Source organism: Agathobaculum ammoniilyticum (genome assembly GCF_025567315.1).
GTDB classification, from domain to species: domain Bacteria; phylum Bacillota; class Clostridia; order Oscillospirales; family Butyricicoccaceae; genus Agathobaculum; species Agathobaculum ammoniilyticum.
This window is the reverse complement of record NZ_JAOQJE010000001.1, coordinates 280,732-301,660: the sequence shown is the minus strand read 5'-3', so window position 1 is coordinate 301,660 and position 20,929 is coordinate 280,732. Positions and strand designations below refer to the sequence as shown.

19 protein-coding genes and 1 tRNA gene are annotated in these 20,929 nt (G+C 55.0%); 17 read left to right on the top strand and 3 right to left on the bottom strand.

Features of this window, described 5'->3' with window-relative positions:
• Positions 1–91: 91 nt before the first annotated feature.
• The 4 genes from mtaB (at position 92) to OCV66_RS01435 (ending at position 2,467) form a co-directional block, all read left to right on the top strand.
• On the top strand, positions 92–1,381 hold the full coding sequence (gene mtaB, locus OCV66_RS01450) for a tRNA (N(6)-L-threonylcarbamoyladenosine(37)-C(2))-methylthiotransferase MtaB (RefSeq protein WP_147573698.1): 1,290 nt from the start codon (positions 92–94) through the stop codon (positions 1,379–1,381).
• Positions 1,382–1,439: 58 nt separating this feature from the next.
• Positions 1,440–1,586 (top strand): hypothetical protein, encoded by a 147-nt coding sequence (locus OCV66_RS01445; protein ID WP_162838358.1) that lies wholly within the window; start codon positions 1,440–1,442, stop codon positions 1,584–1,586.
• A 198-nt stretch (positions 1,587–1,784) separates the two neighbouring features.
• A complete protein-coding gene (gene efp / locus OCV66_RS01440) occupies positions 1,785–2,348 on the top strand; it encodes an elongation factor P (protein WP_054325979.1) in 564 nt (187 codons plus the stop codon).
• 43 nt (positions 2,349–2,391) lie between these two features.
• Positions 2,392–2,467, top strand: a tRNA-Val gene (locus OCV66_RS01435).
• A 75-nt stretch (positions 2,468–2,542) separates the two neighbouring features.
• On the opposite strand, the gene OCV66_RS01430 is transcribed toward OCV66_RS01435, so the two are convergent.
• From OCV66_RS01430 to OCV66_RS01420, 3 genes are read right to left on the bottom strand one after another with little or no spacing between them, the layout of a single operon-like run.
• Complete coding sequence (locus tag OCV66_RS01430; protein WP_147573697.1) at positions 2,543–3,277, bottom strand: ABC transporter permease; 735 nt, start codon at positions 3,275–3,277, stop codon at positions 2,543–2,545.
• Between the two features lie 3 nt (positions 3,278–3,280).
• Complete coding sequence (locus OCV66_RS01425; protein WP_054325978.1) at positions 3,281–4,030, bottom strand: ABC transporter permease; 750 nt, start codon at positions 4,028–4,030, stop codon at positions 3,281–3,283.
• Positions 4,027–4,944, bottom strand: a complete 918-nt coding sequence (locus tag OCV66_RS01420; protein ID WP_054325977.1) for an ATP-binding cassette domain-containing protein — start codon at positions 4,942–4,944, stop codon at positions 4,027–4,029. The genes OCV66_RS01425 and OCV66_RS01420 overlap by 4 nt, the downstream gene beginning before the upstream one ends.
• A gap of 141 nt (positions 4,945–5,085) precedes the next feature.
• Here OCV66_RS01420 and OCV66_RS01415 point away from each other — a divergent pair, with 141 nt between their 5' ends.
• The 13 genes from OCV66_RS01415 to OCV66_RS01355 all read left to right on the top strand — a co-directional run bounded on the left by OCV66_RS01415 (position 5,086) and on the right by OCV66_RS01355 (position 20,845).
• Positions 5,086–5,799 (top strand): response regulator transcription factor, encoded by a 714-nt coding sequence (locus OCV66_RS01415; RefSeq protein WP_054325976.1) that lies wholly within the window; start codon positions 5,086–5,088, stop codon positions 5,797–5,799.
• The gene (locus OCV66_RS01410) at positions 5,796–7,160 is read left to right on the top strand and encodes a sensor histidine kinase (RefSeq protein WP_054325975.1); all 1,365 of its coding nucleotides are present in this window, start codon (positions 5,796–5,798) and stop codon (positions 7,158–7,160) included. The genes OCV66_RS01415 and OCV66_RS01410 overlap by 4 nt, the downstream gene beginning before the upstream one ends.
• A gap of 132 nt (positions 7,161–7,292) precedes the next feature.
• Positions 7,293–9,416, top strand: a complete 2,124-nt coding sequence (gene nrdD, locus OCV66_RS01405; RefSeq protein ID WP_054325974.1) for an anaerobic ribonucleoside-triphosphate reductase — start codon at positions 7,293–7,295, stop codon at positions 9,414–9,416.
• On the top strand, positions 9,416–9,913 hold the full coding sequence (nrdG, locus tag OCV66_RS01400; RefSeq protein ID WP_147573696.1) for an anaerobic ribonucleoside-triphosphate reductase activating protein: 498 nt from the start codon (positions 9,416–9,418) through the stop codon (positions 9,911–9,913). The genes nrdD and nrdG overlap by 1 nt, the downstream gene beginning before the upstream one ends.
• Before the next feature lie 19 nt (positions 9,914–9,932).
• On the top strand, positions 9,933–10,442 hold the full coding sequence (locus tag OCV66_RS01395; protein WP_054325973.1) for a dCTP deaminase/dUTPase family protein: 510 nt from the start codon (positions 9,933–9,935) through the stop codon (positions 10,440–10,442).
• Between the two features lie 84 nt (positions 10,443–10,526).
• Positions 10,527–10,673, top strand: a complete 147-nt coding sequence (locus OCV66_RS01390) for a hypothetical protein (protein ID WP_262563558.1) — start codon at positions 10,527–10,529, stop codon at positions 10,671–10,673.
• Positions 10,674–10,865: 192 nt separating this feature from the next.
• Positions 10,866–12,344: a DUF3794 domain-containing protein gene (locus OCV66_RS01385; RefSeq protein ID WP_054325972.1), complete on the top strand. Its 1,479-nt coding sequence runs from the start codon at positions 10,866–10,868 to the stop codon at positions 12,342–12,344.
• 14 nt (positions 12,345–12,358) lie between these two features.
• Positions 12,359–13,834, top strand: coding sequence for a stage IV sporulation protein A (spoIVA, locus tag OCV66_RS01380; RefSeq protein ID WP_147573694.1), 1,476 nt, complete (start codon positions 12,359–12,361; stop codon positions 13,832–13,834).
• A gap of 143 nt (positions 13,835–13,977) precedes the next feature.
• Positions 13,978–14,490 carry a hypothetical protein gene (locus tag OCV66_RS01375; RefSeq protein ID WP_147573693.1) on the top strand — a complete coding sequence of 171 codons (513 nt, stop codon included), beginning with the start codon at positions 13,978–13,980 and terminating at the stop codon, positions 14,488–14,490.
• 132 nt (positions 14,491–14,622) lie between these two features.
• Positions 14,623–16,545 carry an HlyD family efflux transporter periplasmic adaptor subunit gene (locus tag OCV66_RS01370; protein WP_147573692.1) on the top strand — a complete coding sequence of 641 codons (1,923 nt, stop codon included), beginning with the start codon at positions 14,623–14,625 and terminating at the stop codon, positions 16,543–16,545.
• A gap of 11 nt (positions 16,546–16,556) precedes the next feature.
• Positions 16,557–17,312 carry an ABC transporter ATP-binding protein gene (locus tag OCV66_RS01365; RefSeq protein ID WP_054325969.1) on the top strand — a complete coding sequence of 252 codons (756 nt, stop codon included), beginning with the start codon at positions 16,557–16,559 and terminating at the stop codon, positions 17,310–17,312.
• Positions 17,309–18,559 (top strand): ABC transporter permease, encoded by a 1,251-nt coding sequence (locus tag OCV66_RS01360; RefSeq protein ID WP_054325968.1) that lies wholly within the window; start codon positions 17,309–17,311, stop codon positions 18,557–18,559. Before OCV66_RS01365 ends, OCV66_RS01360 begins: the two co-directional genes overlap by 4 nt.
• A gap of 18 nt (positions 18,560–18,577) precedes the next feature.
• Positions 18,578–20,845: an S-layer homology domain-containing protein gene (locus OCV66_RS01355; RefSeq protein ID WP_147573691.1), complete on the top strand. Its 2,268-nt coding sequence runs from the start codon at positions 18,578–18,580 to the stop codon at positions 20,843–20,845.
• Positions 20,846–20,929: the final 84 nt, after the last annotated feature.

The window sequence follows — 20,929 nt, the reverse complement described above, 5'->3', positions numbered from 1 at the left end:
GTCAAATTAAATTTAAGTTTCCTTGGAAAAGTGACCGATTTTATGCTATAATACAGAAAAAATATACCAATTTACCCAGTAGGAGTGCTGTATGAAATTTGCTTTTTTTACGTTGGGCTGCAAAGTAAATCTGTTTGAGACGCAAGCGTTACAGCAGCTTGCACAAGAACGTGGGCATGAAATTGTGGAAAATGGTGCTGACGCTGTCATTGTTAACACCTGCACGGTCACCTCGGTATCGGACCACAAAAATATCCGTGCTTTTCATAAGCTGCGCAAGGAAAATCCGCATGCCGTGATTGCCGCGTGCGGCTGTTTTGCGCAGATCGATCCGGAGCGCATCCGAAAAACAGAGGAGGTCGATATCATATGCGGCACGCGCGACCGAGCCGCGGTGATCGGCCTGTGTGAAAATGCGGTTCTCCATTTGCCGCCGGCAGGAGAGGAACGGGACGGACAGGGCTGCTTTGAATATCTGCCTGCCGGTGTGCCGGATGGGCGCACACGGGCCTTGCTGAAGATCGAAGACGGCTGCGACAATTTCTGCGCCTACTGCATTATTCCCTATGCTCGCGGCAGGGTACGCTCCATGGTGCCGGAGCAGGCTCTGCAGGAAGCCGCCCGCCTTTTGCGGGAGGGCGTGCATGAAATCGTCCTGACAGGGATCGAGATCGCCTCTTATGGCCGCGACCTGGTTCCGCCGGTGTCCCTGACCGATCTGCTGTGCCGGCTTCTGGCCGCCAATCCCGCGATGCGTTTCCGCTTGGGTTCTCTCGACCCACGCATTGTTGACAGGGAGTTTTGCGAGCGGTCAGCAGGATTTTCCAACCTTGCACGCCATTTTCACTTGTCCCTGCAAAGCGGGTGCGACAGTGTACTGCAGCGTATGGGAAGGAAATACACAACGGAAGCGTATTATGATAAAGTACAACTGCTGAAAAAATATTTTCCGGACTGCTCGGTGACTACCGACCTGATCGTTGGTTTTCCCAGGGAGACCGAAGAGGAGTTCGCACAAACGCTTGCGTTTTTGGAAAAATGCGCGTTTTCCGCAGTACATGTGTTCCCGTTTTCGATCCGCGAAAAGACGCGCGCCGCCCGAATGGACGGGCAGCTGCCGAAAGCGGTGAAGGCGGAACGAGCCGCGCGTGCTAAAAAGGCTGCGGCTGCGCTCACAGAGAAATACCTTGGACGGTTTGTGGGGAAAACGCTGGAGGTCCTGCCGGAACACTGTGTGGGCGGACGCTGGATGTCGCATGGACAATATGGCTTTCCTATCTATATAGAGGGGGGAGGGATTTGCAAGAATACGCCGGTAGCCGTAGAGGTGCGGGGGCTGTTTCGGGACGGACTGCTGGGAAAAATTTCTGACGCCGTGTAACCAACGCGCTGCTTCCTCCATAGTATGAAGTGAAATCTTTGATAGGAGGAAATAACTTATGTGTTCTTCTAATTCTCTTTGGGGCGAAAACAACTGGTGGTGGATCATTATCGTGGTCATCCTGATCTGGATCTGCTGCTGCCAGAACAATAATGGATACAGCGATATGAACAACTGCGGAAACAACTGCGGTTGCTGCTGCTGAACCTGCCACGACATATAAGGGAATAGGGCCTGCGCGGCGCCGTTTCATAAACGGCGCCGTTTGCCTGTTTTGTGGGGTGAAAAAAATTTTAATAAAAATTGAAAAATCCTCTTGCCAAAACGGGAAAATTGGGGTAATATAAATAAGCGCTGTTCGTGAGGACAGCAAAACGAGGATTTTTTCTTTGGAGGAATACCGATTATGACCGCAGGCGAATTTCGTAATGGCGTTACTTTTGAAATGGACGGTCAGGTGCAGCAGGTTATCGAGTTCCAGCATGTAAAGCCGGGCAAGGGTGCTGCTTTTGTTCGCGTCAAGATGAAGAACGTGATCACCGGCGCTGTCACCGAGCGTTCTTTCAATCCGACTGATAAATATGAAACCGCATATGTAGAGCGCCGCGATATGCAGTATCTCTATAACGAGGGCGACCTTTACTACTTCATGGATAATGAAACCTACGAGCAGATCCCGATTGGTAAGGACACGCTCGGTGATGATTTTCGTTTTGTCAAGGAAAATGAAAATGTCAAGGTTTGCTCTTATAAAGGCAGCGTGTTTGCGGTAGAAGCCCCGCTGTTCGTCGAGTTAGAGATCACCGAAACCGATCCGGGCTTCAAGGGAAACACGGCAACCAATACGCTCAAGCCCGCAGTGGTTGAAACCGGCGCTACGGTGCAGGTTCCGCTGTTCATCGAACAGGGCGAACGCATCAAGATTGATACCCGTACAGGCGAGTATCTCGAGCGCTGCAAGAACTGATTGCACAAGCGAATACGGACGGTACGCTTACCGTCCTTTCTATGGACATTTAGCTCAGCTGGAAGAGCATCCGCTTGACGTGCGGAAGGTCGGCGGTTCGAACCCGTCAATGTCCACCATAAAAGCCGTTTCTTCAGAAACGGCTTTTCTTTGTAAATAAGGGAAAAGGAAGCGCGGCGTGCCGCGCTTCCTTTTTATGTTGTTTTGATATCTCTTTTTTTCAGCCAAAGCAGGCTGGCAGTAAGACCCAGGAGCAGGTAAAAGCACGAGCTGATAAGGAATGCCGCCGCACTGCAGTCCATTGGCTCGGTCGGATGGTGGGAACACATCCCAAGACTGAGCAGAGAAAAAGGAAAGTACACGCCGAAGCCTTTGACCAGCGCGGGTAATCCGCAAAATCCACCAAGGATGCCTGCGGCAACGGGAACGGCAAACGACCGGATGACCAGCGCAACGCAAAGCAGCAGCGCCGCCTGCACCGTGAGCGCCCACCAGCCGCGGAATACCCAGTAGACAAGCGCAAATGGAACAGGGGCGGTCAGCCCTGCAAGCTTACCGCTAATCAGGAACAGTATACCGATGAAAAGTTGCGTGAGCAGCGTCAAAAAGGATACGACGGAAAGCTTGGAAACCAGCATGACGCTGATAGGGATCGGCTGGGTCATCACGGTGTTCCAGTTGCGGTTGAGGTGTTCCAGACGGCAGACGTAAGCGCAGTAGACGCCGGTCAGGGCAGGAGCGAACAGCGCGCAGTAAAACAGGGCGTGCTGTGTCCAGAGCGAATACCATTGGTCCGTGAGCAGACCCAGGTTATTCAAATAATTCGCCGTACCCAATCCTGCGGACACGATGGGGAGAATGATAAGCGCGAGCCAGATAAACGAGTGATGCAGCTTGCAAAATTCTGCATAGATTGTGCGTAACAGCATGGTTTAGACCTCCTTCCGGATAAAAAGCACGCGGCCAACCCCATAAATCACCAGAAAATATGCGATCAGGCAAAGAAAGCCGCTGAGATTGAAATCGATGAAGTAATAGTCTGAGATACGGGTCGATGCGTCCCACGCCATGCCGGTGTTATACAGGAGCGCGTAATACGCCCATACGAAAGCCTTTTGAAAGCTGGGCGGGAAAAACAGGGAGAACAGTCCGATAAACGAGCCGATCAGCCCGACGATCATGCCGATCATCTGATTTTGGATCTGCAAAGACAGGACAAGCTGTAAGAGCAGGATCGCCAGGGTTGTGACCAAACTGGAGAAAAAATATTCCGTCAGCTTTGTCACCGGTGGGTTTCCGGCAAAACCGCTGCAGATGCCGAACAGCAGGACGACCGCCATTTGCACGGCGAGAAAACCGGTCATGTATGCAGCACCGCAGATCAGCTTCGCGTCGAACAGCGAACCGGTTGGCTGCACGGTTTCAAGCAGCTTGAGGGTTTGCCCCTTATGCTCAATATCAGCCAGACGGGAGGCAACCACGGCCGCGATTACAGGCGTCATCATTGCGTTGAGCATGGGGAAATTATATAGGATCATCGCCCAGCCCTGCTGCAGCTCCCGCTCCGACAGCGCGCGGAGGCTGTACAGCCCCCAGGCGAGCTGCGCCGCCAGCATAACCAGCAGAGGGAGCCATATCCGGCGGCGCCTGCATTTGAAAAACTCCATTTTGAGCGCTTTCATAAGCTTGCCGCCCCCTCCGTCAGTTCCAGGAAAATATCCTCCAGGTTTTTGCGGCGTTCTTCAATACGGAGCACGCCAATCCCGCTGTCAGTCAGCAGGGCGACGCAGTGCGCGACTTCTTCGTTTTCCAGCGGCGGCAGAATAATCTCGTCGGCGTCCAAGTCATTAATTACGCCGTCATGGGTCAGGATCGCCTGCGCCAGCGGGTTGTTAAGCGTACGAAGCGCCAGATGATGTTCGCTTTTCTCGTGGAGACGGTCGATCGTATTTTGGTAGACTAGGGCGCCATCCGCAATTACACCCACATGGGTCGCCATCTGATCGATCTCGCTGAGCAGGTGGCTGGATACCAGCACGGTCATGCCAAAGCGGCGCGGCAGGTCGCAGATCAGCTCACGCATTTCCTGAATCCCCGCAGGATCCAGACCGTTGGTTGGCTCGTCGAGTATCAGCAGGCGGGGATGCGCAAGCAGTGCGGCGGCCAATCCGAGCCGCTGCTTCATACCGAGGGAGTAATGTGCGACCTGCTTGTCCTTTTGGCTGGTCAGGCGAACGATTTCGAGCGCCTCGCGAATATTCTGTTCCGGAACCTTCCGCAGCGTCTGCAGGATCTTCAGATTTTCCTCGCCGGTCAAATGGCCATAATAAGAAGGGGATTCGATCAGGGAACCAATATCCTTTAAGATATCCAGTCGGTTTTTCGCATTCATCCGTTTGCCGAATACGTCTATTTCGCCGCCGGTAGGATGCGCCAGGCCGAGGATCATTTTCAAGGTGGTGGACTTTCCGGCGCCGTTGGGGCCGAGAAAGCCGTATATCGCGCCCTCTGGCACCTGCATGTGCAGGTCCTTGACGCGCAGCGCACCGCCATAGCTCTTACAAAGCCCTTTTGTTTCAACCAGATTTTGCGTCATAGGGGAACACTCCATTTCTCTTTTTGTTATATTACAATGATACGATGAGAAGATTACAATTAGATGAAGCCTACCTTACAATTACCTTACTTTTTTACAAATAGACCGAAATATGTGTTATCATAGCTGGGGTGATGCAATATGCGGGATATTTATAGCTGCAAAATATTAATTGTGGATGACGAGGCGGCGCTCTGCAATATGATAAAGGAGATTTTAATGCAGGCGGGCTTCCTCGCGGTATATACCGCGCAAAGCTGTACGGAGGCGCGGCGGGCGGTGGGCGATATCAGGCCGGAGGCGATCCTGCTGGATGTGATGCTGCCGGACGGCGATGGCTTTTCGCTGCTGCAGGAGCTGCGGCAGGAAAGAGATATCCCTATTCTGTTCCTTTCCGCACGCGATGCGGATGCGGATCGTCTGCACGGACTCGGTTTAGGGGCGGATGATTATATCGCCAAGCCTTTTCTTCCGCAGGAACTGGTGCTGCGGCTGACCGCGGTGCTCCGGCGTTCCTATGCCGCAAATCTGCAAAATGCGGGGGAGTGTCTATCGCTGGGGGAAACGGTTGTGGATTGGGGCAGCGGGCTGGTGCTTCGTGACGCGAACTCCACGCCGCTGACCGCAAAGGAATACGCGCTGTTGCGCAAGCTCGCGGATAATCGGGGCAATATTGTTACCATAGACGCGCTGTGCCGCGCCGTGTGGGACGAGGAAAATTTTGGATACGAAAATACGCTTATGGTGCATATCCGCCGGCTGCGGGAAAAAATTGAAGATAATCCCTCCAAGCCGCGCTGGCTGCTGACGGTGCGCGGCCTTGGGTACAAGCTCACACGGGAGGATAGGCAATGAAGGGTCTTGGCAGGATACTCGGACGGTATGTAGGCGCGGCAATCGGCGTGGGGCTGTTTTTGTTGATCTTGAATCTAGGTGTGATGCTGGGCTTCATTTTGCATTGTTCGGATGAGAAACCCAGACCGGAGGACCGCGTCGAGGTCATCGCTGACGGGATTGAGCGTCAGACGGACGGATGCTTTGCTGTTTCCGCAGAAGCGCGTCGGGCAATGGAGGAGCGTTATGCTTGGGCAATGCAACTTGACGACAGTGGCGCTGTTGTTTGGAGCGACCGCATGCCGGAAAACCTGCCCCGGCAGTATACGGCGGGAGAGATTGCCTCCTTTTCCCGCTGGTACCTGAAGGATTATCCGGTTTATGTTTGGTCGGATGAGGATGGATTGCTGGTACTTGCCAGTGAGCCGGGCAGCGAGTGGAAATACCTGATGCGGGCCTCCGCCTATACGATCGAGCAATTGTCGGTATGGGCGCCCAGCGTACTGGCGCTGAACCTGCTGGTCGCGCTAGCGCTTGCGTTGCTGCTTGGTTGGCGCATGTACCGCGCCGCCGCGCCGCTTGCGGAGGGCATCGGCGCGCTGGCAAAGGGGGAGGGAACGCAGCTTGCTGAACGAGGTGTGCTGGGACAGCTTTCCGCCGACTTGAATCGGGTCTCCCGCCAGCTTTCCACGCAGCGGACGATGCTGCAGAAGCGCGACCGGACACGTACCGAGTGGATCGCAGGCGTTTCGCACGATATCCGCACCCCGTTGTCCCTGGTACAGGGGAATGCGGCGCAGTTGGAAAGCAGCGGAGTGCTGCCGGAGGAGGCGCGGCGCAAAGCGCGCATCATCCGTGAACAGAGCCAGCGGATTGGTCGCCTGGTGAGCGATCTGAACCTGGCCTCCAAACTGGAATACGAGCTGCAACCACTGCACCAGGGAAGTTTTCGGCCAGCGGCGATGCTACGCGCAGCGGCGGCCGAACTGCTCAATATGCTGTCAGACGATCGGGTATCGCTGGAGGTGGATATCCCATCCGAGGCCGGCGCCTTGACGGTGACAGGAGACGAAACGCTGCTCCGGCGTGCGGTGGATAATTTATTGCGCAACAGCGTCTTTCACAACACTGGAAGCGTTCATATCAAGCTGTCCCTTTCCGTTTCTGCGCAGTCCTGGTCGGTCTCGGTTGCCGATAACGGTGCCGGTCTTCCGCAGGCGGCACTGGCGCAGATGCGGCGCCCCGCTGGGGAGCAGCTGCCGCAGCACGGCCTTGGGATTGTGCTGGTGCGCCAGATCACCCGCGCACACGGAGGCAAGGCGCGGTTTGTCAATACCCAGCCGGGGCTGTTGGCGACGCTCAGCTTTCCGCGGAAAGGGTGACCTGAACCATGACAAAAACCGTCAAATTCAGCCGGCTGTTTTTGTGGAATATTTTTGGCTGTGTACCTCTTTTCCTACTATATATGGTATGCTATAATTATTTTTGCTACTAAATAATATGAGTGAGGAAAAATGATGGTACGCGTTATCAAAAAGGATCACACCAAAGAAGCATTCAATATACAAAAGGTTGTTATTGCCGTTAATAAATCGGCAAACCGTGTGCTGTATACCTTCACGGAGGATGAGCTCAAAGCGATCTGCGGCCATGTGGAAGGATACATCCGAGATCACGGCATGACAGAGGTGCAGATTTGGCAGATGCACAATATTGTGGAGGCTGCGCTGGAGGCCGTGCGGCCGGAAGTCGCCAAAAGCTATCGCGATTACCGCAACTACAAGCAGGACTTTGTCGGCATGCTGGATAGTGTGTATCAGAAGAGCCAGTCCATCATGTATATCGGGGACAAGGAGAACTCCAATACGGATTCCGCGCTGGTCTCCACCAAGCGCAGCCTGATTTTCAACCAGCTCAATAAGGAGCTGTACCAGAAGTTTTTCATGAATACGGAGGAGCTGCAGGCCTGCCGAGACGGTTATATTTATATTCACGATATGTCCGCGCGCCGCGATACGATGAACTGCTGCCTGTTTGACGTAGAACATGTACTCAAAGGCGGCTTTGAAATGGGAAACCTGTGGTATAACGAACCGAAAACGCTCAACGTGGCGTTCGATGTGATCGGGGACATCGTGCTGTCCGCTGCCAGTCAGCAATATGGCGGCTTTACCGTACCCTCGGTCGATCTTTTGCTGGAACCGTACGCGGAACGCAGCTACAACCTGCTGACTGAAAAATACAGCCGCTTGGGGCTGGCTGCGGATGCAGTCGAAAAAGAGGTCATGGCGGATATACTGAATGATTTCGAACAGGGGTTCCAGGGCTGGGAGTACAAATTCAACACGGTGGCCTCCAGTCGCGGCGACTATCCGTTCATCACGATGACCATGGGTACCGGTACGGGCCGGTTTGCTAAGCTCGCTTCGATCACAATGCTGCATGTCCGCCGGAAAGGGCAGGGAAAAAAGGGGCAGAAAAAGCCGGTGCTGTTCCCTAAAATCGTTTTTCTTTACGATGAGGAGCTGCACGGCCCCGACAAACCGCTGGAGGATGTGTTTGAGGCGGGGATATTATGCTCCTCCAAGGCCATGTATCCGGACTGGCTCTCGCTTTCGGGGGAAGGGTATGTTCCCAGCATGTATCAAAAATACGGCGCAATCGTCAGCCCGATGGGGTGCCGCGCTTTCCTTTCCCCGTGGTATGAGCGCGGCGGCATGAAGCCGGCGGATGAAGAGGATAAGCCGGTATTCATCGGCCGTTGGAATATCGGCGCGGTATCACTGCATTTGCCGATGATTTACGCCAGAGCGCAGCAGGAGAATCGCCCATTCCATGAGGTGCTGGACTACTATCTCGAACTGATCCGTAAGCTGCATATCCGCACATATGCGTACCTGGGGGAGATGCGCGCCTCCACCAACCCGCTGGCCTACTGCGAGGGCGGCTTTTATGGCGGCCATCTCAAGCCGTCGGACAAGATCAAGCCCATCATGAAAACCGCGACTGCCTCGTTCGGTATCACCGCGCTCAATGAGCTGCAGGAGCTGTATAACGGAAAATCCCTAGTGGAGGACGGCGCTTTTGCGCTCGAAACCCTGGAATACATCAACCGGAGGGTCAATCAGTTCAAGGAGGAGGACGGAAACCTCTACGCGATTTACGGAACGCCCGCCGAAAGCCTTTGCGGACTTCAGGTAGAGCAATTTCGGAAAAAGTATGGTATAATCGAAGGGGTGTCCGATCGGCCTTATGTGTCCAACAGCTTCCACTGCCATGTGACCGAAGAACTGACCCCGATCGAAAAACAGGACTTGGAGGGACGCTTCTGGAACCTGTGCAACGGCGGCAAGATCCAGTATGTAAAATACCCGATCGATTATAATCTGGAGGCTATCCGCACACTGGTGCGCCGCGCGATGCGTCTGGGATATTATGAAGGCGTCAACCTGTCCCTGTCCTACTGCGACGACTGCGGACACGAGGAGCTGGCGATGGATGTATGCCCCAAGTGCGGCAGCCGCAACCTGACCAAGATCGACCGTATGAACGGATATCTTTCCTATTCACGCGTCAAGGGCGACACCCGCCTGAACGACGCAAAAATGGCGGAGATCGCGGAAAGGAAAAGCATGTAATGCGCTACCACAACATCACAAAGGACGATATGCTCAATGGAGAGGGCCTGCGCGTCGTGCTGTGGGTCGCTGGCTGCGGCCATGCATGCCCCGGCTGCCATAATCCGGTGACGTGGGACGCGCAGGGAGGCATTCCGTTCGATCAGGCGGCAAAAAACGAGCTGTTTGCCGAGTTGGAAAAGGATTATGTTTCGGGCGCCACTTTTTCGGGCGGCGATCCGCTTTTTCCGGTGAACCGTGATACGGTGGGGGCGCTGTGCCGCGAGATCCGGCGGCGTTTTCCGAAAAAAACCATCTGGCTGTATACGGGCTATCAGTGGGAGGAAATCGAGAACCTGCCATTTTTGGACGCGGTAGATGTTGTCGTGGACGGACGCTTTGTGCAGGAGCGGGCGGATCCGCAGCTCCATTGGCGAGGAAGCGCCAATCAGCGGTTGATCGATGTACGGCGGTCGCTGACGCAGCGTGTTCCCGCTTTGCTGAAAGAAAACACATAGAGAGGAAGAACGAGCAGATATGCAGAAAATCGCGAAATTTCACAAGGTATCGGAGAAACAATTTATCGATGACTGGTGCGCAGAAACCGGCTGTTCGGTATCCGAGGCAAGAATGGTCTACCAGAAAATCCGTCTGCCGCGCCGCGCGACCGTAGGCTCTGCGGGGTATGATTTCTTTGCGCCCGAAGCCTTTTCGCTCGTGCCGCATGAAACCATAAAAATCCCCACCGGTATCCGCGCGGAAATCGCGGAAGGATGGGTCCTGCAAATCTATCCCCGTTCGGGCCTGGGGTTCAAATACCGCCTGCAGATGGATAATACGGTGGGAATCATTGACAGCGATTACTTCACGGCAAAAAATGAAGGACATATCTTTATCAAAATGACCAATTCCAACCGACAGGGGAAGACGCTCTCCATCGTGGGGGGAGAAGGGTTCGCACAGGGGATTTTCCTGCCTTTCGGCATAACCGAAGACGATGACGCGGACGGAGAACGCACCGGAGGCTTTGGCAGCACAACAAAATAACAGAGGGACCGCCGGCTGGCGGTCCCTTTTTTGTCACCATCTCCGGATACGCTGCTTATACTGATGACAGGAGCGTGATGTGCAATGTTCTGCCGTGGGCAAGCGATCGGTTTGGCGTTGATCAGTTTGGGACTTGGCCTGTTTGTCGGCAGCATATGTCCGTCCGGCCTGCTGCTGTGGCTGCTGGCGCTCGCATTGATCGCGGCAGGCGTGTTTTTGTTTCAATGCTGATAACTGGGGAGGTGGAGGCATGAAAGTGGTCATTTGGAAAAGCCCGAAATATCTGCGCGGTATTCTTTGCAAGCTGTTCCATATTACATGAGGGAAAAGCAGAGGCAGAAAAGCCTCTGCTTTTTTCATATTCAGCAAAAAGGGAACATATCGTTAAACAGGAGCAGCAGTGAAACAAAGGAGGCAGCATCAATGGAACTGAATCAAACAAGCATCTGCTACTATGACAAAAGGCTTGCAGGGATTTCCTCCTGCACCGAGTCTTCCGACTCGATCGTTCCGGATACCTTTCCGGACATCGGAAGGGTCATTTGCGCGTATGGAACGGCAGCGGTCAAGGACCGCACACCGCAGAACGGACGTCTGCTGATTTCCGGTGCCGTGCAGACGACCATATTGTACCAGCCGGAAAACGCGGAAGGGCTGCGCAGGCTGTCCGTTCCCATCAGCTTTGCCTATATAGAGGAGTGTGACGGGCTGGATGCGGATGCCGTCTGTTATGTATCGTGCCGTGTTGCGGCGGTGGACGCAGTGCCGGTCAACAGCCGGAAACTGAACGTCAGCGCTCAGCTCTGCTTTGAGGTGGAATGCTATTGCAAGGCTGATTGTCAGGTTACAGAGGGCGTTGAGCTGCCGCAGATACAGATGCTGCGCACGCCCCATACAGTTACCGTTGTACAGCAGGCGCATAGCTGCCCGATTACGATTTTGGAAGACGTGACGCTGCAGGATGCGAACGACCTACAGCTCCTGCATACGGCCTGCACGCTGAAAAGCACGGAATGCCGCGCGATGCGTGGGAAAGTTGTGCTGAAAGGCGAGGCAGTCCTGCAATGCCTTGCGCTGCAGGAGGATGATGCGGTTCGCGTGCTTTCAAACAGCACGCCGTTTACGCAGATATTGGAGATCCCAGACCTGGAAGAGAGCGATCCGGTATCGGTCCGTTTGGCGGCGCACGAGGTCGACTGCCGTTTGGAGTCGGATGGGCTGCTTTCGTATACGATATCGGCGGAGGCCGCTTTCACGGTGCGCGGCACCAAAAGCATCCAGCAGATCGACGACATGTATATCCCTGGGAAAACGTTGCAGATCCAAGAGGAAAAGGCGGCGCTCCATTCTATGCCGCCGCTGACGCCGTTTGCCGCGGAGGTGAATGAAACACTGCAGACCGCGCAGCATGTGTCCCATATCATACACGCCGGCGCTGTCTGCTGCGGGGCGAAGAGAAATACCACGACCAATACGCTGCAGCTCACGGTGGCGGTGCAGGTTTTATATCTGAACGATGAACAGCAGCTTTCTGCGTTGCAGCGCACGCTGCCCTTGACCGCCTCCTGTACCGCTATGGGCGAGCTGTCCCAGATCGAACTGAATGCCCGCGCCGCAGCAGCAGGCGAAACCGGACTGCTTCTATCAGTGGCGGTATCCGGTATGGCAGCGCTGGAGGAGCGCTGCGTGTTCCGCAATATCACCGCATTAGAGGAAAGTGAAGCCCCAAAAAACAACGATGGTGTTACATTGGTGCTGCGTTACATCGATCAGGAGCAGGCGCTTTGGGAAGTAGCCAAAAGCTGCGGCACGACCATGGAAGCAATCCGACGGGCAAATGATTTACCGCCGGATGCGGTCAGCGCGTCGAAAACCATGCTCCTGATTCCGATACAGGCTTGAAAGGCAGGGATATTATGGAAAATCAAATTTATAATCAAATCAGCGCCCGCACCGGCGGCGATATTTATATCGGCGTGGTCGGACCGGTACGCACCGGCAAATCGACGCTGATTAAGCGTTTTATGGAGACCATGGTCCTGCCGGGCATGGATAACGTCTATAAACGCGAACGCGCGCGCGATGAACTGCCGCAATCGGGTACCGGACGGACGATCATGACCGCGGAACCGAAATTCGTTCCGGAGGAGGCGGCGGAGATCGCCCTTCCGGACGGAGGCTCCTGTCGGGTCCGCCTGGTAGACTGCGTCGGTTATCTGGTCGATGGCGCGCTGGGCAGCATGGAGGACGACGCGCCGCGCATGGTATCCACACCGTGGCGGGAGGAAGCGATGACGCTGGCTGAGGCGGCCGAGGTCGGCACGCATAAGGTGATCGGAGAGCATTCGACGATCGGCCTTGTCGTTACGACCGACGGAAGCTTTACAGAGATACCGAGGGAAAGCTATGAACCGGCTGAGCGGCGGGTGATCGAGGAGCTGACCCAGATGGGCAAGCCGTTTGTCGTTTTGGTGAATTCCGCTGACCCGCGCGGTGAAACAGCGCAGACAGTCTGCAGTACGCTCAGGGAGCGGTACCAGGTTGAACCGGTCGCAGTCAACTGCATGGAACTGGACGACAAGGGGATCGCGGATATCCTGCAGCAGGTGCTGTATGAATTTCCGGTGAAAGAGATCGGATTTGTTCTGCCGAGATATATCGGCGCCCTGCCTGACGGACACCCCGTACAATCCAGCGTTTACCGCTCCATCCGCTCCTCGGCGCGTGCAGGACAGAGGATGCGCGATGTCCGCGCCATGTGCGGGGCGATTGCGGAAAATGATTATATCGGAAGGGTGGATATCGACCAGCTCGCGTTGGGTACCGGCGCGGCGCGCCTTAAGGTGGATATTCCGGAAAGCGTGTTCTACAGTATCGTTGGGGAACAGACCGGTATCCATATTGGGGATGCGGCCGACCTGATTTCCGTACTCGATGATTTCTCCAAGGTCAAGCAGCAGTATGAGCGTCTGCGAGGTGCGCTGGATCAGGTATATCAGACCGGCTATGGAATTGTCATGCCGTCGGTTGACGAGCTTTCCCTGGAGGCACCGGAGATCGTCCGGCAGGGAGGGCGGTACGGCGTCCGTCTGCGTGCGTCCGCCCCCTCGATCCATCTGATGCGCGCCAATATCAAAGCCGAGGTCAACCCAATCGTAGGAACGGAGAAACAGTCCGAAGAATTGGTGCATTATCTGCTCAGTGAATTTGAAGAGCAGCCGGAAAAAATCTGGGACACCAATATTTTCGGGAAATCCCTCAACGAGCTGGTGCGGGAGGAATTATCGCATAAGCTCAGCCGCATGCCGGATGATGCACGCGGGAAAATACGGGAAACGCTGGAAAAAATCATTAACGAAAGCGCAGGCGGTTTGATCTGCATTATCCTGTAAGTCATGTTGGAAAAAGCGCGCCCTCAGGAGAGGGCGCGCTTTTTCTGTCAAACCCCTTATAAGGCAGGGCAGAAGCCTTGCCAATCGCTATATATTGTGTTATGATAAATCCGTATGAATATCGACACCTTGGAGGGAGTTTGTTGGACAAGCATGTTTTTGTCATCAATGGCAGCGGAGGCGTTGGGAAAGACACTGTCTGCGTGGCGGCGGCCCGATTTTGGAAAGCGGAAAACATCTCGTCAATCACTCCGATCCTGGATGTCGCGTACGCGGCCGGATGGGACGGACGGAAAACGCCGGAAGCGCGCCGCTTCCTGTCCCGCTTAAAAGAGGTATGCACGGAATTCAACGATCTGCCGTTCTCCTATTGTATGGAGCGGTACCACCGCTTTCTGCAGGGAGACGCCCAAATCCTGTTTGTCCATATTCGGGAGCCGGAGGAAATCGACCGATTCCGGTCGGCTGTTGGGGAAAGCTGCTCCACAATTCTGGTGCGGCGCCCTGCCTTGGAGCAGGCGCGCGGCGCTTTGGGAAACCGTTCGGATGACGGCGTACTGGAATATTCCTACGATGGTGTTTTCCAGAATGACGGCGACTTGGACGGCCTGCCTGAAAAGGTGCATGTTTTTTTTCGTGCCTTTTTCGGGAGATAAGCGCGCATTTTTATTACAGTTTGGTTGAATCGGTTGACAATCCCGTGCGGGACACGGTATAGTGAAGCGTACCAATAACCGGCCTGGTACGGTTAATGCCCATCAGGATAGAGAACAGAAAGGAATACGAGTATGAGCGAAGAAAAAAAGCAGCAGAACATGCCGGTCCAGAAAGGCGGCGCACACGTCGCCAAAAGCGGCTCCAACGTATCCACGGTTTCCGCGCAGGGGGGAAGCGCGGGGGCTGACAGCGAGGCGTCGGGCATGCCGAAACGCAACAAATATGCCGATAAAATGAATCAGAAAAAGAGCAGGCTCAACAAAGGCATGCGCATTGGCATCGGCGTTGCGGTGGTGGTGCTTCTGATCGCACTGGGCATCTTCCTTGTTCTGAAGTCCCGCAATGCGGGGACGGAGGAAACGGTTACGCAAACAGCGACCGCCAGCCGGGGCATGCTGGAAACCTACATAGAGGGAAGCGGTAGCACCGCCGCCAAAAAGCGCGAGGAGCTTGGCAGAGATTTGAAGGGAACGGTCAGCGAGGTTCTGGTAGAGGTAGGGGATGAGGTCAAAAAAGGGGACAAGCTTGTTGTCGTCAACCCGACCGAAACCCGCAAGGAGCTGGAAACTGCAGAGGATGAGCTGGCAGACGCACGCCGTGGTGTCACTGATGCGCAGGCCGAGGTGACCAAGGCGCAGAACGCGGTCAGCACGGCCCAGAAGCGGATCGGCAAGCTGGCAATCACCGCGCCGTTTACCGGAAAGATTATTCCGGTCACTGACTCGGAGGGTAAAAGCACGACCTACCATGTCGGGCAGCAGCTCAGCGAAGGGGAGATCGTCGGCTATATGGTCGACGACAGCAAAATGAAGCTTTCGCTGTATTTCAGCGCGGCGTATGCGAACGATATCAAAAGCGGACAGACTGCGACGGTTTCTGTTCCGTCCGCGATGAGTTCGGTCTCGGGTACGGTTTCCGCGGTCGAAAGCGCGCAGAAGGTTTCTGCAGAAGGCGTCAAGCTGTTCCGTGTCGTCATTTCCATGGATAATCCCGGAACGCTCACCAAGGACATGATGGCGACCGCGACGATATCCACCAGCTCCGCGGGAGAGGTTTATCCGGCCGAATCCGGAACGCTGGAATACAGCCGCGAGGAAGCGGTGACCGTGCAGACCGGCGGTGAGATCAAAACGCTCAATGGTCTGGATTACTACAGCTACAGCAGCGGCGCCACGATTATGACCTTGACGAGCGACAGCGCACAGGACGAACTGAAAAATGCGCAGAATACCGTGGTGACCGCACGCAACGGCGTGACAAACGCGCAGAAGCAGGTCCAGGCAAAGCAGGAGCGGATCACGGAGCTGAAAAAGCTGATCGCGGATTCCACCATCAAATCGCCGATCGACGGCGTGGTCGTCAGCCTGAACGCGTATACGGAGCAGGATGTCGGCGGCACCGAGCCGCTCGTCGTGGTCGCGGACCTGAACGATATCATTGTAAACGCGGATATCATGTCCACCGACGTTTCCGCCGTACAGCCCGGCCAGCCCGCGGTGATGACCATGTATACAAACGACGGCACGCTGACGCTGACCGGTACCGTGGAGTCGATCGCGCTGGAACCGACTCAGAACAACAATGGCGGCCAGGGCAGCATGGCGACGTTCCCCGCTGTAATTGCCATTGATCCGATTGAGGGACAGTCCATTTCCATCGGCATGGGCGTGGAATATCAGATCACGACCGCATCCTCCTCAGATTGTCTGATGGTCCCATCCTCCGCGATCGTATACGCCGAAGAAGGCGCAGCGGTTTTTGCCAAGCCGCTGGTTGATGAAAACGGCGAGGAGATTCCGTTCAGCGAAACGCTGCCTATTCCGGAGGGGACGGAGGGCATCCCGCCCGAATTCCAGCTCGTTCCGGTTGAAACGGGTATTTCCGATTCCTCCAATACCGAGATCCTGTGGGGGATCGAGGAAGGGACGACGGTGTATCTGTCCGGCCCGCAGGACCTGTACGCTGAAATGGGTATGGGCGTAGCCGTAGGCTAAAGGAGGGCGCGATGTTTGGAAAGAACAAACCGCCCATTGCCGAGCAGCAGACGGATTATTCTTCCGACCTGCTGATCGATGTGCGGCAGATGAGCAAGATTTATAATGAAGGCAAGGAGAACGAAGTACGTGCGCTTGATAATATATCCCTGACCGTGCCGTGGGGGGAGTTCCTTTGCATCCTTGGGCAGTCCGGCTCGGGAAAATCCACGCTGATGAATATTCTGGGCTGCCTGGATATTCCGACCTATGGGACCTATTACCTGAACGGCCAGGCGGTCAGCGACATGAAGCCCTCTGTACTTTCCGGTATCCGCAACCGTGAGATCGGATTCATTTTCCAGGGCTTCAACCTGATTCCCGCGTTGACAGCGCTGGAAAACGTGGAGCTGCCGCTGATCTACCGCGGCCTTGGACGGGAGGAGCGACACCAGCTCGCGGTGGATGCGCTGACATCGGTAGGGCTGGAAAAACGCATGTCACACCGTCCGGGGGAAATGTCCGGCGGCCAGCAGCAGCGTGTTGCGATTGCGCGGGCTGTTGCGGCAAAGCCGCCGATCATCATGGCGGACGAGCCAACCGGCAATCTGGATTCCGCCTCCGGTCTGGATATCATGCAGAAGCTTACCGCGCTCAACGAGCAGGGTACGTCCATTATCCTTATCACGCACGATAACCATTTGGCGCAGATGGCGCGGCGGATCGTAACGATTCAGGACGGCCGCATCATTTCCGACGAAGCGGGAAGGGGAGGGCTTGACGAATGAACTGGCTCCAAACCGTACGCATGGCGTTCAAGTCCATCCTGAACAATAAGGTCCGCTCTATCCTGACCATGCTGGGCATCATTATCGGCGTGGCCTCGGTCATCGCAATCGTGTCCTCCATTCAGGGTACGAGTAAGTTGCAGCGCCTGCAATACGAAGCAATGGGTGTCAACCGTATCGATGTATTCGGTTACGGCGGACGCAGCAAGGACTGGAAGGATTTCGAGGAATATCTGGATACCGAGCTGGCGGACAAGGTTTCCGCCTGGTCGCCGCAGATCCAATACTATGACTGGCAGAGCGACGGCGTCCAATACCGGACGAAAAAGCTTTCCAACGATTCCGATAACAACGGCTGGACTAATATGTATTTCGGCAACGAGCATTACGGAGAGGTGAGTAACCTCACAATTTCAGCCGGACGCGACCTGTCCAAAGCGGATTGCGATAACCGCGCAAAGGTCTGCGTTATTGGCGAAACGCTACGCAAATACTTTTTCGGTGCTATGAGTCCGATTGGTCAGGAACTGCGTATCGGTGGCAAAAGCTTTGAAATCGTCGGTGTGTACAAGGGGAAATTCAGCGGCAAGCTCAATACGCAGGATCAGATGCTGGTTATGCCATATACCCTGCAAAGCTCCATGATGAGTACAAGCTATTTCGACAGCAAAAATTATATTATCAAAGCAGCCGCCACCGAGGATATCGCAGAGCTTACCGAAACGCTGCTTCCGGAGTATATGCAGAGCCGGTGCGAATCCTTTTCCGCCTACTCAGACAGCCAGTATCAGGAGCAGCAGGAGGCGTCTTCCAACCTGCTCGCGCTGCTTGGCGGCGGTGTGGCGGGCATTTCGCTTCTGGTCGGCGGCATCGGCATTATGAATATCATGCTGGTTTCTGTTACGGAGCGCACGCGCGAAATCGGTATTCGTATGGCGATCGGTGCGCGGAAACGCGATATTATCGGTCAGTTTCTGGTGGAGGCGGCTGTCGTATCCTGTTGCGGCGGCGTGATCGGTATTATCGTCGGCTGTTTCCTGTCGGCCATATTGGGCAATTTCATGGTCGCGCGGCAGATGGCGCAGAACACCTATCTACCATCGATCGAGCACTTTACGGTACTGCCGTCGATTGGTCTGATTCTGGGGGCGTTCCTGTTCTCTGCATTGCTCGGCATTATATTCGGCCTGTATCCGGCCAACAAGGCATCCAACCTGCAGCCGGTTGACGCGCTGCGCACCCAGTAAAGAAAGGAAAAGGTAGGAATGAAAAAAAGATTACTCAGCCTGTGTCTGGCATTTCTTTTTGCGATCACCCCTGCTTCGGCATCGTTTACCGACATCACGGACAGCAAGCTTTCGCAGACCGTCTCCGTCTTGGACGCGTTAGGGATCATGCAGGGGGTGGGGGGAAACCGGTTTGATCCAAATAGCGCGCTGACAAGAGCGCAGTTCTGTAAGCTGGCGGTGACCGCGCTGGGCGTTTCCGATGTAAGCGCCTATGGCAGCTATACGATCTTTCCGGACGTTAAAAGCTCACATTGGGCCGCGCAATATATCAATGCCGCAGTGCGCCATCCTGATCTGAAAGAATACTCCATTATCCGCGGCTATGCGGACGGCACCTTTGGTCCGGACAAGACTGTTAACTTCGGAGAAGTCTGCACCATGCTGCTGCGTATGCTGGGCTATACGGAGGCCGACATCGGCCCGTTTTGGCCGGCGGACTATATCGCCCGCGCGCAGTCCCTCGGCCTGACGGAAAACGTATCGCTTACCAACGCCACAGCGGCCGTGAAGCGCGGCGATGCGGCGACCCTGCTACTCAATACGCTGGGGACAGAACTGAAAGGCGATAACTCCGGCATGCTGCTGAATAAGATATCCTCTTCTACCATTGAAAACTGTATTTTGCTGGCGACCAGCGAAACGGATTCCTCGCTGGCACCCAATGAAGCGATTTTCTATGAAAACGGCTCTCTGAATGAGTCCCCGCGCAAGACCGCGGGTACGCTGGACAAAAGCCTGATCGGCGTTTACGGAACGATCGTGATCGGCAAGGAAGGGGATAAGGTCGCGGTAGGCGTCGTTCCCAACAATAATAAGATCGAGAGCTACACTGTAACGAGCGCGGCGGCCGACAGTATCTCGACCAGCACGCAGACCCTCCGCCCCAACCGAGACACAGATCTCTATGTTGCACGGGAGAAAAAGCTGGATAAGTTTTCAAATATGTGGGCGGGGATTCAACATGGCGACACCCTGACGCTCTACTACGACGAGTATGGCGCGCTGCAGCTGATGGCGGTCCTGCCGTCCGCGACCTCGTCCAGCGACACCTCTTTCGTTTACGGCCTTGCGACCTCCGTCAATATTCCGGAGGGATATCAGATCATCAAGAACGGCGCGGTGATCGACCGCTCCAGGATTAAAAAATACGATGTGGTTACGCTCGATCCCGCAAATCGCCAGGCGGTCGTTTCGGATGCCAAGATCAGCGGATGCTACACTAAGGGCGAGCCGTCTTTCGCCTATCCACAGACGGTAGAGCTGTTCGGCGGGCAGTCCTATTCGATCTCCGACCGCGCGGCTGCCTCGTTCGAGGATATCAAGCTCAAGGATTATATCACGCTGCTGTTCAGCGAAGCGGGCGATGTCATCGCCGCCTATCCGAAAAACATGGTCAGCGCGGACATGCAGGGGATCGTTACCGCAGTAGATGGGAAAAAGGTGACGGTCGTACTGACCAATGGGTTGACCCTGCATATCCAGGCCGAAGCGGAGAGCCTGGACGAACTGATGGGCCGCTTGGTTTCGGTCGGACAGTCCTCTAACGGTTCGGCGTATCTGACAAAAAGAGCGCTTACCGGCAGGGTATCCGGAAACTGGTCGATTGCAGATGGCAAGATCGGAAATTCCGTGGTATCGCCCAAGGTTCGGATTTATGAAGAGGTTGCGCCGGGCGCGCCCTTGTCAGCAATCGCCCAGTCGGATATCGATCTGGCTTCGGTGTCGTCCAGTCAGATCCGTTATACGGTGATCGACAACGCGGGTACTGTAACCAACATTATTTTAGGCGACGTAACCGGCGATAGCTGGATTTATGGTATCGGCTCCGGCTCCAGCCGCGGCGAGGATGACAACAAGGAATACTATGCCGGTATCAAGTATTGGGACGGCTCAAAAACCGTATCCGAGGAATATCGGGTAGACGCTCTGCCGGGCGGCTTGAACGGGAGTGCGATCGGCATACCAAAGGGGTATAAAAACGGGAGCAGCGCTGTGAACCGCTCGTTCTCAACGCTTCCGCTCAAACTGGTCGATACGGTATCGGTTTCCGCGTTTGACGGGGCTACCGGCGTTCGGACCAGGGACGGGTATTACAATCTGACGGATGATATCGGTGTTTATGTATCCGACCGCAGGGAATTTATTTCCCTGCAAAATGCAAAAGCCAATTATACGAATTTCCGCCTGTACGCAAATAAAAATGCGGAGGATGGCGGGAAAATCCGCATGATTATCGCATCTTAGGAGGCTAAAGGTCATCACTTTATAGCCGGTTAGCATCCCGTTTCAAAGCTGGATAAAAAGGCTCCGCCACATTGGCGGAGCCTT

Excerpts from the sequence above, each read along its gene's own strand:
- mtaB (WP_147573698.1), top strand. The coding sequence starts at position 92 with ATGAAATTTGCTTTTTTTACGTTGGGCTGCAAAGTAAATCTGTTTGAG.
- OCV66_RS01445 (WP_162838358.1), top strand. The coding sequence starts at position 1,440 with ATGTGTTCTTCTAATTCTCTTTGGGGCGAAAACAACTGGTGGTGGATC.
- OCV66_RS01430 (WP_147573697.1), bottom strand. The coding sequence starts at position 3,277 with ATGCTGTTACGCACAATCTATGCAGAATTTTGCAAGCTGCATCACTCG.
- OCV66_RS01425 (WP_054325978.1), bottom strand. The coding sequence starts at position 4,030 with ATGAAAGCGCTCAAAATGGAGTTTTTCAAATGCAGGCGCCGCCGGATA.
- OCV66_RS01420 (WP_054325977.1), bottom strand. The coding sequence starts at position 4,944 with ATGACGCAAAATCTGGTTGAAACAAAAGGGCTTTGTAAGAGCTATGGC.
- OCV66_RS01415 (WP_054325976.1), top strand. The coding sequence starts at position 5,086 with ATGCGGGATATTTATAGCTGCAAAATATTAATTGTGGATGACGAGGCG.
- OCV66_RS01410 (WP_054325975.1), top strand. The coding sequence starts at position 5,796 with ATGAAGGGTCTTGGCAGGATACTCGGACGGTATGTAGGCGCGGCAATC.
- nrdD (WP_054325974.1), top strand. The coding sequence starts at position 7,293 with ATGATGGTACGCGTTATCAAAAAGGATCACACCAAAGAAGCATTCAAT.
- nrdG (WP_147573696.1), top strand. The coding sequence starts at position 9,416 with ATGCGCTACCACAACATCACAAAGGACGATATGCTCAATGGAGAGGGC.
- OCV66_RS01395 (WP_054325973.1), top strand. The coding sequence starts at position 9,933 with ATGCAGAAAATCGCGAAATTTCACAAGGTATCGGAGAAACAATTTATC.
- OCV66_RS01390 (WP_262563558.1), top strand. The coding sequence starts at position 10,527 with ATGTTCTGCCGTGGGCAAGCGATCGGTTTGGCGTTGATCAGTTTGGGA.
- OCV66_RS01385 (WP_054325972.1), top strand. The coding sequence starts at position 10,866 with ATGGAACTGAATCAAACAAGCATCTGCTACTATGACAAAAGGCTTGCA.
- spoIVA (WP_147573694.1), top strand. The coding sequence starts at position 12,359 with ATGGAAAATCAAATTTATAATCAAATCAGCGCCCGCACCGGCGGCGAT.
- OCV66_RS01370 (WP_147573692.1), top strand. The coding sequence starts at position 14,623 with ATGAGCGAAGAAAAAAAGCAGCAGAACATGCCGGTCCAGAAAGGCGGC.
- OCV66_RS01365 (WP_054325969.1), top strand. The coding sequence starts at position 16,557 with ATGTTTGGAAAGAACAAACCGCCCATTGCCGAGCAGCAGACGGATTAT.
- OCV66_RS01360 (WP_054325968.1), top strand. The coding sequence starts at position 17,309 with ATGAACTGGCTCCAAACCGTACGCATGGCGTTCAAGTCCATCCTGAAC.
- OCV66_RS01355 (WP_147573691.1), top strand. The coding sequence starts at position 18,578 with ATGAAAAAAAGATTACTCAGCCTGTGTCTGGCATTTCTTTTTGCGATC.